9 protein-coding genes are annotated in these 18190 nt (G+C 34.5%); all 9 read left to right on the forward strand.

Annotation, left to right across the window (positions count from 1 at the left end; all coding sequences use genetic code 11):
• Positions 1 to 283 precede the first annotated feature (283 nt).
• On the forward strand, positions 284 to 5203 hold the full coding sequence (locus HN894_16215; GenBank protein MBT7144869.1) for a PKD domain-containing protein: 4920 nt from the start codon (positions 284 to 286) through the stop codon (positions 5201 to 5203).
• A 113-nt stretch (positions 5204 to 5316) separates the two neighbouring features.
• Complete coding sequence (locus HN894_16220; GenBank protein MBT7144870.1) at positions 5317 to 8985, forward strand: PKD domain-containing protein; 3669 nt, start codon at positions 5317 to 5319, stop codon at positions 8983 to 8985.
• A 377-nt stretch (positions 8986 to 9362) separates the two neighbouring features.
• The gene (locus HN894_16225; GenBank protein ID MBT7144871.1) at positions 9363 to 11930 is read left to right on the forward strand and encodes a hypothetical protein; all 2568 of its coding nucleotides are present in this window, start codon (positions 9363 to 9365) and stop codon (positions 11928 to 11930) included.
• A gap of 13 nt (positions 11931 to 11943) precedes the next feature.
• Positions 11944 to 12804, forward strand: coding sequence for a hypothetical protein (locus HN894_16230; protein MBT7144872.1), 861 nt, complete (start codon positions 11944 to 11946; stop codon positions 12802 to 12804).
• Between the two features lie 42 nt (positions 12805 to 12846).
• On the forward strand, positions 12847 to 14331 hold the full coding sequence (locus HN894_16235) for an RHS repeat-associated core domain-containing protein (GenBank protein MBT7144873.1): 1485 nt from the start codon (positions 12847 to 12849) through the stop codon (positions 14329 to 14331).
• 1 nt (position 14332) lies between these two features.
• Entirely contained in the window at positions 14333 to 15688 is a 1356-nt protein-coding gene (locus HN894_16240) for a YARHG domain-containing protein (GenBank protein MBT7144874.1), read from the forward strand.
• Positions 15689 to 16083: 395 nt separating this feature from the next.
• Complete coding sequence (locus HN894_16245) at positions 16084 to 17103, forward strand: hypothetical protein (GenBank protein MBT7144875.1); 1020 nt, start codon at positions 16084 to 16086, stop codon at positions 17101 to 17103.
• Positions 17104 to 17158: 55 nt separating this feature from the next.
• Positions 17159 to 17524 carry a hypothetical protein gene (locus HN894_16250; protein MBT7144876.1) on the forward strand — a complete coding sequence of 122 codons (366 nt, stop codon included), beginning with the start codon at positions 17159 to 17161 and terminating at the stop codon, positions 17522 to 17524.
• A gap of 52 nt (positions 17525 to 17576) precedes the next feature.
• On the forward strand, positions 17577 to 18125 hold the full coding sequence (locus tag HN894_16255) for a hypothetical protein (GenBank protein MBT7144877.1): 549 nt from the start codon (positions 17577 to 17579) through the stop codon (positions 18123 to 18125).
• Positions 18126 to 18190 lie beyond the last annotated feature (65 nt).

Consider the following 18190-nt stretch of genomic DNA (forward strand, 5'->3'; position numbering starts at 1 on the left):
AATATACGTTTGAATATCTGACTTGTTATTTTACAATTTAAGCTGAATACCAATTTATATGATTTGAGAAGTAATAAGTTTGCTAAAGTTAATCGCATGAATATCAGGTCTGATAATCACGAAACTAATCGGGACTATCAGTTCTGTTCATTAAAAACAAGTATTTTATTTTTATGACAAATACAATTCGAAAAATACAAAAGTAATAATTTGCATTTTGCATATATAATTATTACTTTAGCTGAATAATTTACATTGATTCGAAAATTAAAATAAAGAAATTATGAAAACAAAAATTTCTACTTTTTTAAGCCTATTTTTTATTACTACAAGCCTTTTGGCACAAATAAATCAGGAAATTCAATATGAATGGGCTGTTAACTTTGGCGGAACAAGTGATGAAGTTGCAAAATCTATTGCAATTGATCCTTCCGGAAATATTTATACTGTTGGGAATTTTGAAGGCACAGTTGACTTCAACCCCGATCCAACGGGAGTTTTTAACCTTACTTCAAATGGATATACAGATATATTTGTTACAAAAATGGATTCTTTGGGCAATTTGTTGTGGGCAAAAAATTTTGGTGGTAGTTCAAATGATTATAGAAGTTGCATTGCGATTGATACGGCAGGATATATTGTTATCACAGGGAAGTTCTATGGAACTTCAGATTTCGACCCCGGAGTTGGAACTTTTAATCTTAGTTCAAATGGAGCTACGGATATTTTTGTTTGCAAATTAAGCTCTTCAGGATACTTTATTTGGGCTAAAAGCTTTGGAAGTTCTAATGAGGATTGGGGAAATTCAATAGAAGTAAATACTGCTGGAGAAATTTATGTTTCCGGAATATTTAACGAAATTGTTGATTTCGATCCCGGAGTCGGAGTCCATAATCTTATTGGTACTTATGCCAATTTTATACTAATTTTAGACGCATCAGGAAATTTTGAATGGGCAGCCTACCTTAGTGAATATTCAAATCAAATGTTTAATCTATCTCTTGATCCATATGGGAACATATATGCAACCGGACTTTTCGATCATCCTCATGATTTTGACCCTGGACCTGGTGCATTTTATTTGCCCACCTCCTCAAGTTTTTACGATTTTTTCATCATAAAATTTGACAAGTATCATAATTTTAAATGGGTAAAATCTATCGGCGGTTATTATTTTGGCAGAACATCAGATATTGTGGCAGATACGGCAGGAAATGTTTACATCTGCGGGTATTTTGAAGGAATGGCAGATTTCAATCCAGACTCAAGTTATTATTATTTAAATTCAAATGAAGGAGAATATGCTGCTTTCATTTTAAAATTGGATAGTTCCGGGAGTTTTGTTTGGGCAAAACATATAGTCGGAACCTCTGATGTTTACGCTCATTCAATTGAGTTGGATAACAACGGAAATATTTATATAGCTGGCAATTTTGAAGACACAACAGATTTCAAGCCCGGAACCGGAATTTATAATCTTACTACAAGTGGAGGATCAGATTTTTTCATTTTAAAACTTGATGAAGCCGGCAATTTTTTCTGGTGCGAAAGTTTTGGCGGAACTTCAGATGATTATGCATACTCCTTGCATGTTGATTCTATTGGAAATATTCATGTAGCCGGAGCATTTGAAAACACTGTCAATTTTGACCCGGGTGCAGGAGTTTCGAATATTACATCTGCCGGAAACAGCGACGCTTTTGTATTTAAACTTTCTCAAACTCAACCTCTTATAGCAAATTTTTATGCCACCGACACATTATTTAATTTTGGCGACACAATCAAATTTTATGAGATCTCCAATGCCGAGCCAAATTCCTGGTATTGGGATTTTGGCGATGGCACATTCGACAATATTCAAAATCCGGCACATGTCTATCAAAGCACAGGCACATATTCAGTTACATTAATTGTTTCTGACGGAACGAATATTGATACCTTAATTAAAACCAACTATATTGATATAATCGTTCCTGCAAGTACTGAATCAGAAGTACCCGAATTTGAATGGGTACAAACATGGGGAGGATCTGATAATGACGTAGGCAAACAAGTTTTACTCGATACCGATGGCAATGTGTATATTATTAGTCATTTTAGAGAAACTGCAGATTTCGATCCCGGTGTAGGAGTCTCAAATTTAACATCGGTTGGAATGTATGATTATTCAATATCAAAATTTGATAAGTCCGGCAATTTTATTTGGGTAAGAAGTTTCGGTAGTAGTGCAAATGATTATTATAGCTCAGATATTGATTCATTAGGCAATGTTTATACAGCCGGTTTTTTCAATGGAACATTCGATACTGACCCGGGCAGTGGGGTTTATAATCTCACTTCAAGTGGAGAAAATGATATTTTTATTCATAAAATTGATTCGTCGGGGAGTTTCCTTTGGTCGAAAAGAATTGGAGGAATTCTAAACGATGGCATTCAAAGATTACAATTAGATGCCTCCGGAAACATTTTAGTATCGGGCTATTTCAACGGAACAGTCGATTTTGATCCGGGTTTTGGCACGAATTATCTTACTGCAAATGGAAGCAACTCTAAGTTCATTTCAAAATTTGATTCTTCAGGCAACTTAATTTGGGCATTGGACAAGGGCACACAATACGATTTTTTAAACAATAGTGATGCTCAGGGAAATATTTATTTCTCTGGCATTTTCGAAAATACATTTGATTTTGATCCTGGCCCGGGAGTCTATAATCTTACATCAAATGGATCTCAGAATATGTTTATATCAAAATTTGATAATAACGGAAACATTGTTTGGGCAAAATCATTTGATGGAACAGGCAATCAAATGGGAAGGCTTGTAGTTGATTCAGAAGGAAACATTTATGCTACAGGACGATTATGGGGAACTACAGACTTGGATCCTGATACATCCGTATATACTCTAAGCTCAAATGGAGAAGGAGATGTTTTTATCCTAAAAATGAATGCATCAGGGAGTTTAATCTGGGCAAAAAATATGGGTGGATATAATGGCGATTATTCTTATTCAATTGCACTGGATGCGGACGAGAATATATATACTACGGGTACTTTTGGAGGTGGTGTACAGATTGCAGACTACGACCCCGGACCAGAAGTTTATAACATTATAACAAATGGAAATCATGACCTTTTTATCTCAAAATTAGATTCTGGTGGAAATTTTGTTTGGGCAGTAAGTATGGGAGGTGTCGGTGGAGACGATTGTGGGAACGATATTTTTGTTGATAATGCCGGCAAAGTTTATGTTACCGGAATTTTTGAGTATAATGTCGATTTCGACCCAGGTCCAGGAGTAGCAAATAGGAGTGCCAGTGGTCCATATGATGCTTTTGTTTTAAAACTTTCGCAAAAACTAAAAGCACAATTTGTCGCCTCTGAGACAGAAATTTTTATTGGTGATACTGTTCAGTTTACTGATTTAAGCAATGGAAATCCAACAATCTGGTTTTGGGATTTTGGTGATGGAGTAACTGACACAATCCAGAATCCAATTCATATTTACCAAACTAATGGCACATTTTCAGTTTCTCTAACAGTTTCGGAAGGTACAAATGTCGATAGCCTTCTCAAAGCAGATTATATTTCTGTTAGCCATCTGCAAGCCAATTTCATTGCCTCAGACACTATGGTTGCAATTGGAGAAACAGTTCAATTTGCTGATTTGACAGCAGGAAATCCAAGCAGTTGGTTTTGGGATTTTGGTGATGGTAGTACGAGTACTTTGCAAAATCCAACCCATTCCTACCAAAATTTAGGAAGCTATACTGTTACGTTAATTGCTACAGATTCGGTTTATACAGACACCCTTACAATATACAACTATATCGTTGTAAGCGATTTACAGGCAAATTTCATGGCTTCTGCATCATTAATTCCATTAGGCGAAACAATCAATTTTACAGATCTAAGTACAGGCAACCCTATAAGTTGGCTATGGGAGTTTGGTGATGGGACCACAGCAAGCATTCAAAACCCTTCACACATCTATCAAGACACAGGAACTTATACAGTATCTTTGATTATTTCAAATGGCATGTATTCCGACCTGTTTGTTTTGGTGAATTACATCGTTGTCAGTTCATTGAATGCAAATTTTGAAGCATCCGAAACCATCAGCCACATAAATGAGACCATAAATTTTACAGATTTAAGCACTGGAAATCCAACAAATTGGCTTTGGGATTTTGGTGATGGAACTATAAGTACAGCACAAAACCCGTCGCATACATTTCAATCTACCGGATTTTATTCTGTTAAGCTCGCTGTTTCCAATTCATTAGAAACCGATTCTATAGAATTCATGAACTATATTGAAATTATACCCATCACATTTCCATACGGTTGGTTTTACTCTATCACAAGTACCAGTCATATAATCATAGTTTCGAGTAGCACAGAAATTTCTATAAATAATATTCCTATTGAAAATGGCGATTATATAGGGGTTTTTTACGATTCGCTCAATACATTGGCTTGTGGCGGATATCTAATGTGGGAAGGTTCATCTACTGTAATTAATGCCTGGTACGAAGACGAAGGTTATGACGGTTTTGCAGTAGGTGAAGAGTTTAAATGGAAAATCTGGGATGCTTCAAAAAATATCACCTATGATGCCAATGCCGATTACATGCCCGTTCCGCCAATGACCGACCAACAATACTTTGTTTTAAATGGCTCAAGTGGTTTAGTATCATTAACTGCATTAGATTCTCAAATAATTGATTTGCCTTTGGGATGGAGCATTTTTTCAACATATATAAATCCTTTTTATCCAGATATTTCTGACCTTATGGCTCCAATTATTTCCGATATCGAAATGGTCAAAAGTGGAACTGGCTTAGTTTTCTGGCCGGCATTTTCTATTAATCAAATTGGTGACCTTACTTTAGGCCAAGGATATCAGGTAAAAACTTTAAGTTCAACAAACCTTATTGTTTATGGTAGCATTTGTGAACCGATAATTACACCGGTTTCTATAAATTCAGGCTGGAACCTGATTGGCTATTTAAGAACAAGCCCCTCTCCTATCGACAGTATGTTAAGTTCTATAGTAAATGAAATTGTTTTAGCAAAAAATGGTTTCGGATTGGTCTATTGGCCAATATATGGAATAAACAACATTGGAGATATGATTCCGGGCGAAGGCTATCAGGTGAAGATGACGAATTTTGTTAGCTTGACTTATCCTCCAAACTAATTGGGATTTTTTTAATAATCATTACCAATTTATTAGGAGGCTAAAACAATATAATAATTTTTATTATTACCTTAGCTGAATAATTTATTACGTATTTTCTAATTAATGAAATTATGAAAACAAAAGCTCTTATCTTTTTATGTATTTTTTTAATTACTACAAATCTTATTGCCCAAGAAGTAGATTTCGAATGGGCAGTAGGTTTTGGAGGACAAAGCCAAATAACTGTCAATGATGGCATTACTGACATTGCTGGTAATGTATATATCACTGGAGATTTTCAAGATACTGTGGATTTTGATCCGGGACCTGGAATATATAATCTTGGCACGAATGGATATGACGACATCTTTGTTTCTAAGTATAATTGCTCAGGAAGTTTTGTTTGGGCAAAAAGCATAGAACAAAGTGACGGCGAAGGAGCATCTCTTGCTATTGACTCTGTTGGAAACATTTATATTATAGGCTCTTTTAGTGGTACAAATATTGATTTTGATCCAGGACCCGGTGTTTATTATTTAAGTTCGATTTGGTTGAATGATATCTTTGCTTTAAAATTAGATTCTTCTGGTGGTTTTCTATGGGCTAAAAGTTTTGGTGGCAGTACATCTGATGGTGGTCGTTCAATTGCAATAGATAATTTGGGAGATATTTATTTGTCAGGCTGGTTTAATGATACTGTGGATTTTGATCCTGGTCCGGGAGTGTATAATCTAATAACAGGTTATTATGGTTATGATATGTTCATTACCAAGCTTGATTCTTTAGGAAATTTCATATGGGCTAAATCTATGCTTGGTGTGGGTGATTTCAGTGCCTACTGTTCTGACTTAGCTATTTGTGATAAAAATTTTCTTTATATTATAGGGGCTTTTGATGGTACAGTTGATTTCGATCCTGATACTAATAACACTTTTTATCTTACTTCAAATGGAGAGAATGATATTTTCATTTCTAAACTTGATACTTCCGGTAATTTATTAGAGGTTAAAAGTATAGGAGGAAATGATAATGATTATGGGAAGTCCATTAAAATTGACAAAAAAGGAAATATATACTTCACAGGCTATTATAAAGGAACTGTTGACTTTAATCCAGGTATAGGTATATATAATCTTACTTCAAATGGAGAGACTGATATTTTCATTTCTAAACTTAATCTTGCTGGCAATTTTATTTGGACTAAAAGCATAGGTGCAAGTAATTCTGATTATGGTAGTTCTATTGCCTTTGATCCAAACGGAAATGTTTATACAACTGGTTGTTTTGAAGGAATTGTCGATTTTGATCCTGGCATAGGAGTTTTAAACCTCACTTCCATAGGAAGCATTGGCATCTGCATTTCTAAACTTGACTCTCTTGGAAATTTTGTATGGGCTAAAAGTATGGGTGGAAGTAATACTGATTGTGGTGATTATATTTCTCTTGATTCTAATCAAAGCATCTATACTTTTGGCAGATTTAATGGAACTGTGGATTTTGACCCGGGATCAGCTATATATAATTTAACTGCTGGTTCATATCCTGATGTCTTTGTGTCTAAACTCTCTCAGCCTTTTACCATAATAGATAGTGTTACCCATGTTTCTTGCTTCGGATACTTCAATGCATCTATTGATATTTATGTTTATAATGGAATTCCTCCATATTCTTTTTCATGGAGCAATGGGGCAACTACCGAAGATATTTCTAACATAGTTGCTGGTACATATTTTCTAACAGTAAATGATGCGGCTAATAATTCTATAATCGATACTTTTGTTATTACACAACCCGATGCGCTTAATATTACAAATTCTATAACGTCCGGTGCAACAGGTGGTTCTATTTCATTAACTGTGCTTGGTGGTACACCACCATATTCATATGTCTGGAATTTTGGTAGTACAGGAGCCACTGTTTCCAATTTGCCTTTTGGGCAATACACCGTTACGGTTACAGATGCAAACCAGTGCTCAATTGGCGATGCTATAACACTTTCTCCTGCATATTTTCCAAGACTTCCATTGGTAGAGCATTTTTCGTCTGGTTCAAGTGCTTGCTCTAATTGTTGCAACTTAGAGCTGGCTTTTCAGAATGTTTTGGCACAAACTAACGGGCAGTGTGCTGTAATAAGGTATCCCGGAAATATTTTTCCCGACGGATATGAGACAAGTGAATCTATTGCCAGATATAATTATTATGGGCTAATAAGCACCATTCCTTCAGTTACCTTTAATGGACAAACTCCTGTAAGTTCTGCAAATATTACGGCTACTTCAATTTCTAATAGTTTTAACAATGACCTTACACCGATTAGTTTAAATCCTGTTTTCGATATTATTGGAAATCAAATAAATGTTATGGTCGATGTTTTTGCAATAGACAGCATTAGTAGCCAAAATTTAGTTTTGCAAACTGCTATTGTCGAAAACAAAACTTTTAACAATGTTTCTTGTTCGCAGATCGATTCCGCCCTTTTCATTTTGAAAAAAATGCTGCCTGACGAAAATGGAACAAATATTTCGCAAATTTCACCCGGCAACACTTATACATACACTTTTTCTTATATATTTCCTACAAACAATACTATTGAAGATTTTAATAATTTATCGCTTGTAAGCTTTGTTCAGGACAGTTCTACGCATCAGCTATATCAGTCGGCTTGGGCTGAACAAGCACCCGAACTTATTGCAAATTTCAGTGCATTTAATCCATTTGGACCTGTTCCGCATTCTGTTCAATTTAATGATCTTTCTACCGGTTCACCTGCCACTTGGCTTTGGGATTTCGGAGATGGAAATTCATCTACATCACAAAACCCAGTTCATGAATACCAGACAGTAGGCTTTTATACCGTTTCGCTTATAGTTACTAACTTTTTCGATGCAGATACTTTTGAGCTGGTAAACTATGTTGAAATTGCTAACTCTCAATATCCTACAAGCTGGTTTTTCAATACAACTGGTAACAATCATGTTATTTTAATTCCGAATTCAGCAGAAATTCTATTAAATGGAATTCCTATTGACTCGGGCGATTATGTTGGTGTTTTTTACAATGGAATAGGTGGATTGGCTTGTGCGGGAATGCAAATTTGGGAAAATATCACAACACCACTCACTGTCTGGGGAGAAGATGTAGGAAACGACGGTTTCGTTAACGGCGAAGAATTTAAATGGAAGATTTGGGATGCTTCAACAAATACCGACTACGACGCAATTGCTACATATATGCCAATGCCTCCAATGACAAATCAAGGATTTTACGCAAACAATGGAACAAGCGGCATAACATCTTTAACCACTTACGACTTTCAAAATATATCTCTTCCTTTGGGCTGGAGCATTTTTTCAACATATATGATTCCTGTAAATCCAGATATTCATGATGTTTTTTCGCCAATTGTTTCAGAAATTGAAATGGTCAAAAGTGGAATGGGCCAGATTTATTGGCCTGCATTTTCTATTAACCAAATTGGCAATCTCAGCTTAGGCCAAGGATATCAGGTAAAAACTTTAAGTTCAACAAACCTTATTGTTTATGGTAGCATTTGTGAACCGATAATTACACCGGTTTCTATAAATTCAGGCTGGAACCTGATTGGCTATTTAAGAACAAGCCCCGCTCCTATCGACACAATGCTAAGCTCAATTGTAAATGAAATTGTTTTAGCAAAAAATGGTTTCGGATTGGTTTATTGGCCTGTATATAATATCAACAACATTGGAAATATGATTCCGGGCGAAGGCTATCAGGTGAAAATGAATGTTGCGGGTGTTTTGGTTTATCCTCCTAATTAAATATTGACATTTGGGTTTTGGCCTTTGGATATTAGCTAAATGCCAATAGCTAACAGTTAGTTTTCCCTTACCTACCACAAGTTTGTAACTTGTGGCATATGATTTTTCCATTTTTATCCCACCGTTTTGTCATGATTTTTGAAAAAAATCAAAAATCCCGCCAAAACTATTTTTTCGTTTTCCTTTTCCCTGCCATAAATGCCAGGGCTATTACAGATTATCCTTTCAGGACTTTAGTTGAAAGTCTGTAAAGTTACGCAACTCAAAACTTCTGCTAAGCGAAGTTTCCGAACTTCGCTTTTTATTGAATGTAGTTTTTAACTACATTTGCATTAAAAAATGGAAACCAATATACATATTATTGTAGAGATTTATAAATGACCAAAAACATTTTCAATATGCTTGGCGAAGCTGTTTATACCGAAAACATTGATAGTGGCAGAAGATGGTTGCTCAGCGATATTACAGGGAAACCTATTTACCGGTGGAACAATCGCCACCATCAATTCAGGCATACCTACGATACACTTCAACGTCCTGTGGATATGTATGTAAAAGAAGGCACAAGCGAAAAACTCGTTGAAAAAGCTGTTTACGGAACAGTTTCCGATGTTTCAACTAATCGCAATGGCAAGCTTTTTAAGCAATACGACCAAAGCGGATTTAATACTTTTATCGAATACGATTTTAAAGGAAATTTAGTATATTTGCGAAAACGTTTTTGCGATGCCTACAATCAGACTATCGATTGGAGTGGCTCTCCGGCTTTGTTGTCGGATATATTTAATACTGAATTTACTTATGATGCTATGAACCGCCCGAAATCTATGAAACAGCCCGACAATTCTGTTATAGCATACGACTATAACAAAGCCGGCTTGTTGGATAAAATGAAAGCAAAAATAAGAGGTTCTGCCACATGGACAGATTTTGTAAACAACATAAACTACAACGAAAAAGGACAACGCACGAAGATCTTTTACGAAAACGGCAGCAAAACATCATATTATTACGATGCGGAAACATTCCGTCTGACACGCCTGCTAACTACCCGCGACACAGGCTCCGATATTTTGCAGGACATAAACTACACTTACGATGCAGTGGGTAACATCACAGAAATAGAAGACGATGCCCAACAAACACACTATTACTCAAATTCGGTTGTTGAGCCAAAAGGAAAGTATTATTACGATGCTTTATACAGATTGACTAAAGCCACAGGCCGTGAACTTTCTTCACTGGCAATGCCCAGCCACACAGATTTTGTTAACAATCTGGCTGTGCCCAATACTGCTAGCAATGCTATGCAAAACTATACACAAGAATACACTTACGATGAACTTGGCAATATAAACCAAATGAAATCTGTAGGCGATTGGACACGCGACTACTACTACGAAACAGCAAACAACCGCCTGAAAAACCACGATAACCAAACGGATGTTTATGATTATGACGAACATGGCAACTGCACAGAAATGCCACACTTGCCCGACTTAGTCTGGGATTACAAAGATGAACTAAAAGAAGTTACACTTGATGCAAGCAATAACAAAGCTTACTATGTTTATGATGCCGGTGGCGAAAGAGTTCGAAAGGTAGTTGATAAAGGCAGTGTTGTTGAAGAAAGACTTTATGTTGGAGGATTTGAGGTATATCGGAAAACTGTTTCAGGAACTCTTGATTATGAAAGAGAGACACTGAAGATTACCGAAGGTAGAAACACAATTGCTCAACTTGAAACTAAAACCGTTGAGAACGGGAATAATATTTCATCACCTACAACTAATCAGCGATACCAATACTCAAATCACTTGGGTTCAGCTTGCTTAGAATTGGATGAAAATGCAGCTATTATTTCATATGAGGAATACCATCCGTTTGGAACTACAAGTTACCGATCCGGTTCATCAGCAACCGAAGTTTCCTTGAAAAGATATAAATATGTAGGCAAGGAGCGAGACGAAGAAACTGGGCTGTACTACTATGGAGCGAGGTATTATTCGGCTTGGCTTTGTCGGTTTGTAAGTGTGGATCCACTGCAATTTGAATATCCACATTATACTCCTTATCAATATGCAGGGAATAAACCGGTTACTTTTATTGATTTGGATGGGTTGGAGGAGTTTAAGCATGATGCCGAAATCAAGGGAAAAGCAAAAAGTCCAGTTATTTGTGGTGGTTCTAATATTAGTTTTGTTAATAAGAAGCAAGATGAATTAAATAAAAATATTAAGCAATTAGTAAACATTTCTCGTGAAATATCGGACATTGAAAAGCAAATAGATGACCAGCAGAATCTTATTCTCGGAAGTGAATTAAACAACAATAATGCAAATCTTAAATCAATTCTAACAGATCCTTTAAAAGCAGAATATTCAAAAATTAGCAGAAAAACTCAAACACTAGAAAAGCAAGCAGAAATTATTGATAATGCTATTAAAGCTATAATTATTGAAAGTCCAAACGTTCAACATTTTGCTAGCGCAAATCAAAGAAAATATTTTCCTGAAGGTGCTTTAGAACAAAAATTCAATGTGATTAATGAAATAAATGAAGACTTAATTGCTAAAAATTCTGAAGCTATGATTAATGTTGATATTGGTACTGTTCCAGGTTCCACAAGAGCTGTTGCAGGAACAGGTATGTCTAAAACAACAGATGGATATTTTGGAAATATTATATTAGAAAGCAATAATAGAGAACAAAAGGACATTAATAGTTCAATGGCAAATGAATTGGGTGATGTATATTTTTCTATTGTGCTTGAAGGAAGTACATGGGAAAGAGAAGATACTCAAATGAGAAATGATTTTGAAGCAAAATATTCCTATTTGGAGACAAACAAACAAGAATACGAACAACGATTTAACACTGTTTTATATGGTAATCTACATTCAACTAATGTTTCATTTTATATTCAGGAAGCGTTTAATAAATAAGTTAACGTATGTGATGATTATTGTCATTGCTAATACATTATCAGGTCGTGCCCAGATTAATCAGCTTGACTCTTTAAATAGAAAAACAGGTACATGGATTACATATTTTTATGATTCCCTTCACGATTATTCATTTCGTGATTTTGATAAAATGAAGCCGCTTTTCTACTTTGAGAGAAACCATTTTAAAAATATAAAAAAAGGTTTTATTGAAAGCGCTAAAGTTGTTAAGAATTATAAACAAGGTAAACTTGAAGGTGTATTTAAAGTATATTTAAATGACACTTTTCTCATAGTATCTGGTAATTACAAAAACAATTTGTTAAATGGTCATTATCAAACCTTTGAATATTATGACTTAAATATCTTTTGTAATCACTCAGATGTTTATAAAAATGGAAAATTGAATGGACCATCCGTTTTTTTAAGTCAGTATGGTTCACCAAGAATTGGTGCGTATTCAAATGGGAAGCTTTATGGTACTCAATATTTCTATAATACTGATGGTGATTTAAGCTACGTTGAAAAATATAAAAATTGTGAAATTGTTTATAAGATAAGGTATCAGTTTGATAAATATGATAATCTTTCTATAAGAAGATATCGAAAAGACGGTTCTTTGAAGGGCATGAAACTGTACCGCAATTCACGAATGTATGAAATATGGTATGGTTATATCGCAATGGTGCCCACTAACTGGGAACGTTTTTTTGATTTAAACAGAATAAAAATATTGTTTAATCGAAAAAATATATACAAAATGTATAATAAAAAAGTTTACATTAGGTTAAAAGAAAAAAATCATACGGGTAAGATCCTTCAATTACGCCCCGATGACTCCCCGCTAAGCGAAGTTTCAAACTTCGCTTTCTAAGATTTGTAGTTTTTAACTACATTTGCAATGAAGTAAAAAAATATGACAATAGCTTTTAAAATATATGAACACGGCAATTGCACAGAAATGCCACACTTACCCGAATTGGTTTGGGATTATAAAGATGAACTAAAAGAAGTAACACTTGATGCAAGCAACAACAAAGCTTACTATGTTTATGATGCAGGGGGCGAAAGAGTACGCAAAATTGTCGAAAAAACTGGTGGAATAATAGAGCAAAGATTCTATTTGGGAGGATTTGAGATTTACAGAAAAGCTATTTCAGGCACATTGGACTATGAGCGAGAAACCTTACAAATTACCGAAGGAAGAAACACAATTTCTCAACTTGAAACTAAAACAGTTGAAAATGGCAATGCCATTTCTTCGCCGACTACTAATCAAAGATTTCAATATAGCAATCATTTGGGAAGTGCATGTTTGGAACTTGATGAAAATGCAGCAATTATTTCTTTTGAGGAGTACCATCCGTTTGGAACAACTTCTTACCGTTCTGGAGTTTCTGAAACCGAAGTTTCTCAAAAAAGATACAAATATGTTGGCAAAGAAAGAGACGAAGAAACCGGGCTGTACTATTATGGAGCACGGTTTTATTCGGCTTGGCTTTGTCGGTTTGTGAGTGTTGACCCATTGGCAACTATGTTTCCATTTTATTCTCCTTATCAGTATGCAGGGAATAAGCCGATAAACTCAATTGACCTTGATGGGTTGGAATCAAAGAACTTTCAGGAAGAAGAGAAAGGGCAGCAAAAGGTTAGCAAAATAGAATCAAAAGGGCTTGAAATGGCTAAGGAGCCAAAATATCAAAAGAACCGTGCTTACATACCACTAAAGGATGTGAAATCTAATTTTGCCTTTGGTTTGATTAAAGTGGATATTGCTCCTGGTGAAACAATAGATAATATTACTAGAAAAGAAGTATATGATTCAAAAAATGTGACATGGTGTAATCAATTTACATATGATTTAACAAAAGAGATGGAACATGGTAATCCATGGTATGGCAAGGAGTTCACAGACCATGATGGCAACAAACAGAAAGCTATAGGTGTCAATTATCGAGTTAATGCTAACTTTATGAACCAGATCATGAATGACAACCCAGATGTTTTTCATGAAGTATCTTTGAATGAATCATGGGATTTTGTAAATGCTGGTGGAATGGTTTATTATTCATGGGATTCCGGTAGTTCTGCAAGTGGGCATATTGCCACAGGTGTTCCGTCTGACGAATTGTCTACCTTGAAATTAGAGAATGAAAATATTCAATACGGAAATGTAGTACAGGCTGGAGCTAAGGTTGGGAAATTTTCTTTGTTGGGAAAAGGAGGGGTATATAAAGATAAATTGGCAAAAGAAGTGCAAGCATTTGTGTTAATTAAATCTCTCCCAGGATTAGCAGAAAGAATAGAGGACAGTGCAAACCCATTGGAAAAGATAACTCCTAAGAAAATAGAGAAACTCCAAAGTAAACCAATGAATGAACCTGAATTAAAATTGAGATAAAGTGCGAGCAAAATACATATTTATACTTACTGTGTTGTTATTGTTCTGGGAATGTACTACGAAACAAAATAGTCCAAGAGAAGAAAACAATAACAGCCAAGTCATAATGTCTAGTGACATTACGTTAATAGATGAATTGGCACCAAAAAACAAGCAGGTGATTGATACTGTTGTATTAAAAGAATTTAATTATAAGACAAAGATTAATAAATATAAAATCCAACAAAATATTCGTTTCTTTTATCTTTTAGATTCAATTAATATCTCGGTATTTGAGGAAAGCATTGATAATGGCAATTACTTCATTGACTACATGCGCATAGATTCTCTACTATGTGATACCTTATGTGGGAGTGTTTATAAAATTTACAAAAAAAACAATCTATTGAATATATGTTGTGGTGGTAGAGACTCTGCTTACTTTTACCAAGTGTCAGACATATTAATGTTAAGGGGTGAAACTTCAAATGCTTTAATAGATATTTTATATGATATTTTCTATTATGATGGTTCAGAGGTTTATTACTTTGACGAAAAAAACAATTCAATATCAGCTATTAGTATAGATAATAAAGAAATTAGAATGCTCTTTCAAATGTCAAGCATGTTGAAGCCAGAACATGAGTTTGTAGAAGGGTATCAATTATTTGACGATACATATATTCTAGAATTTGGAGATTGGGCTGGAGGTTACTCTAGTCTTAACTATTATCTTTATAGTATTAAGAAGAATGAGGTAGAGGATATTACATATAATTTTAAAGAAATAAATAATTTAGAACGTAATGTTCTCTATATGCATAGCAATACTGATGACTCAAAACTATTTATTCATACGGAGAGAGTAACAACTAAGAATGTATATTCTTGTATTGTTGATAAAAGTGCATTAGAAATGGTAAATGCTACAATATTTAAAAAAATATTAGCACCTTCAACTAAAAATAAATATAAGTTGATTGGATATGATATAAGTAATTCTAAAATCCAACATATTTATTTCAAAACAAAAATAAGTGATCAGCATTTTATGTTTGGCTATAAACCAAATTCAGAATTAGAGATTTTATTTTTTAATCTATATAATAATAAAGCGTTAAGGAATGATGATATAGCTGCTTTAAGTATCAATGAACTGAAATTATTAGCTAATATGATTTTTGCTAAACATGGATATGATTTTGATGATTTAGGTTTGAAGATTTATTTTAATTATTATGACTTTTATTTTTCTCAAGGGGTTAAGACTAAAGAAATTTGGAAGAAGTTTAATGCAACTGATTATAAAAATTTGTGGATAATTATACATACAATAAATAAATTAAACCCCGCTATCACGGATGTGTGCCGTGAGTAAAGAGTGACGTTCTTTTCATAACCCAGCTAGCACAGATTTACAATCCGTGCGTACAACAACAGAAAAGCATTTTCACATCGCCGCAATATTTTTAAGTTTCACAGATTTTATGAATCCATCGAGCACGTGCAGGATATGGCTTTTATCTTCCTTTTCCATTTTTCCGATTTCGTTTAATCGTTTCAGCATGGCAGGGTCTTTCAACAATCCAGATGAAAAATCGGAATTTTAAGGTCTAAAAAAACATCTCAAAAACCTTGACCTACCTACGCTGGCTTTGATTGGTTGCCTAAGAGGTTAAAATGCTCCGGTTTGTTCAAATCTTACAACTTTATTTTTTTTTCCAATTGAAAATCTTCAAATGAAAATAAAAAGTAGTAATTTTACGGATAGTAATGAGAGCATTGAAACTAAGATATCAGAATCTTGAAACACCATTAAAAGTGGTATATAGAAAGCCTATTGTAAACAAAAAAGGTGTACAGAGTTGTTTAAGTGTTGACCCACTGCAATTTGAGTATCCGCAGTTGTGTTCCTACCAATATGCCGGAAATAAACCTATTACTTTTATTGATTTGGATGGGTTGGAGGAAGCGAAGAAAGAAGATGAAGATAAAAAGCAAACATCTGGGGAAAAAAATATTAATAGCAACTCTTGCTTTTTTGAATTGGAGCCAGCAAGACAAGATAGAATTTTAGATCGCCATACTTTAACAAACAGGGCTACTAAGAATAATACTATTGAGATAAAAAAGCCTAATAAGAATCATGATGTAAATATAGGCAGCCAAAATATTTGGGATGCTTCAGGTGTGTGGTTCAATGTTTCAATAGATTGGAATTTTTGGGGTGCAGGAGTAGAAGGTCAATTGGGCCCTTTGAAGGGAGGCGCAGCAATAAGTATTGCTAATGTTGAAGGAAAAGTTGACGATTGCAAGTTACTGCTTACAGCAAAGGAGAATGTTGCAAATATTGGAGTAAAAGGGACTTTAGGCAATGTGAAATTGAGTGGAAGTATTACAAATGTTATAGACGGGAGTACTAGTGGTAGTTTGGCAGAAGGTTCTGCCGTATATAATAATGATGGGCTAAAAATAGACGGAAAATTAATTGCAGGTAGTATAGAAGCCAGTAATAATACATCTAATTCATCATACAAGAAATCTGGTTCAGTTTTACCATATGAATCTAAAACTGAACTAAAGAATATGCCTGTAGAAGGAGATGTAAATTATTTAAATATGGAGATAAAATTAAAAACTGGACCTGTTAAGATTAATATTGGCGGAAACCCCGTAATTGCTGGTGCTAAAGGATCCATACTCATTGATTCTTATGCCAAACAAGCAACAGGTCAGGCACCGCCAATGCCAATTTTTATATTATTCAAAGCAATATTTGGTAGTGGGAGTTAATAATATTGATTAACGAGTTATAATTATGAATAAAACATTCAGCAATCCAACTAAGATGAAAAGATTTATTAACTTTCTAATTGATACCGTAAGTATATTGATTTTGTTCTTTCTTTCATTAAAGGCTTTGCTTTTTATTTTAGAACTGTCAAATTATGACTTTAATTTAGATATCAACATTATCCTTATACTATTGTATGTCATTTATTACATGGTTTTTGAAGGTATTACAGGTAGGTCTTTTGGAAAGTATTTGACACATACTAAAGTTGTTAGTTCAAATAATAACAGACCTACTTTTATGCAAATATTTATTAGAACTTTAGTGAGGTTAATTTTTATTGAGGTAATTTCATTTTTGTCGAAAAATCCCAATGGTTGGCATGATAAACTATCAAATACAAAAGTTATAGAGTTCTGAAAAGTCTACACAATTGTCTGACATATTTAACAATAGATTTATGGATTAAGCTATGCAAAACTATACACAGGAATACACCTACGATGAACTTGGCAATATTAACCAAATGAAATCTGTTGGCGATTGGACACGCGATTACTACTACGAAACTGTAAATAACCGCCTGAAAAACCACGATAACCAAACAGATGTTTATGATTATGACGAACATGGCAACTGCACAGAAATGCCACACTTGCCGGAATTAGCCTGGGATTACAAAGATGAATTGAAAGAGGTTACGCTTGATGCAAGCAATAACAAAGCTTACTATGTTTATGATGCAGGTGGCGAAAGAGTAAGAAAAGTTGTAGAAAAAACTGGTGGAATAGTTGAAGAACGATTTTACATTGGTGGTTTTGAAGTTTACCGCAAAACTGTTTCAGGAACATTGGATTACGAACGTGAAACTCTGAAGATTTCCGAAGGCAGAAACACAATTGCCCAACTTGAAACTAAAACTGTGGAGAATGGCAATACCATTTCTTCACTGAAGTTTCCTCAATTTTCCTCCCAAATTATAGATAGCTGGCTATCAGGGATTTTGGGTTTAGTTTTATAAATTAGCCCATATTTATTATCAAACAGATAATTAAAGATACCATCTGCCATGGCATAGCTATAGAA

It is taken from the genome of Bacteroidota bacterium (genome assembly GCA_018692315.1).
GTDB lineage: Bacteria > Bacteroidota > Bacteroidia > Bacteroidales > JABHKC01 > JABHKC01.

Coding starts and splice junctions, on each gene's coding strand:
- HN894_16215 (MBT7144869.1), top strand. CDS start 284: ATGAAAACAAAAATTTCTACTTTTTTAAGCCTATTTTTTATTACTACA.
- HN894_16220 (MBT7144870.1), top strand. CDS start 5,317: ATGAAAACAAAAGCTCTTATCTTTTTATGTATTTTTTTAATTACTACA.
- HN894_16225 (MBT7144871.1), top strand. CDS start 9,363: ATGACCAAAAACATTTTCAATATGCTTGGCGAAGCTGTTTATACCGAA.
- HN894_16230 (MBT7144872.1), top strand. CDS start 11,944: ATGATTATTGTCATTGCTAATACATTATCAGGTCGTGCCCAGATTAAT.
- HN894_16235 (MBT7144873.1), top strand. CDS start 12,847: ATGACAATAGCTTTTAAAATATATGAACACGGCAATTGCACAGAAATG.
- HN894_16245 (MBT7144875.1), top strand. CDS start 16,084: ATGAGAGCATTGAAACTAAGATATCAGAATCTTGAAACACCATTAAAA.
- HN894_16250 (MBT7144876.1), top strand. CDS start 17,159: ATGAAAAGATTTATTAACTTTCTAATTGATACCGTAAGTATATTGATT.
- HN894_16255 (MBT7144877.1), top strand. CDS start 17,577: ATGCAAAACTATACACAGGAATACACCTACGATGAACTTGGCAATATT.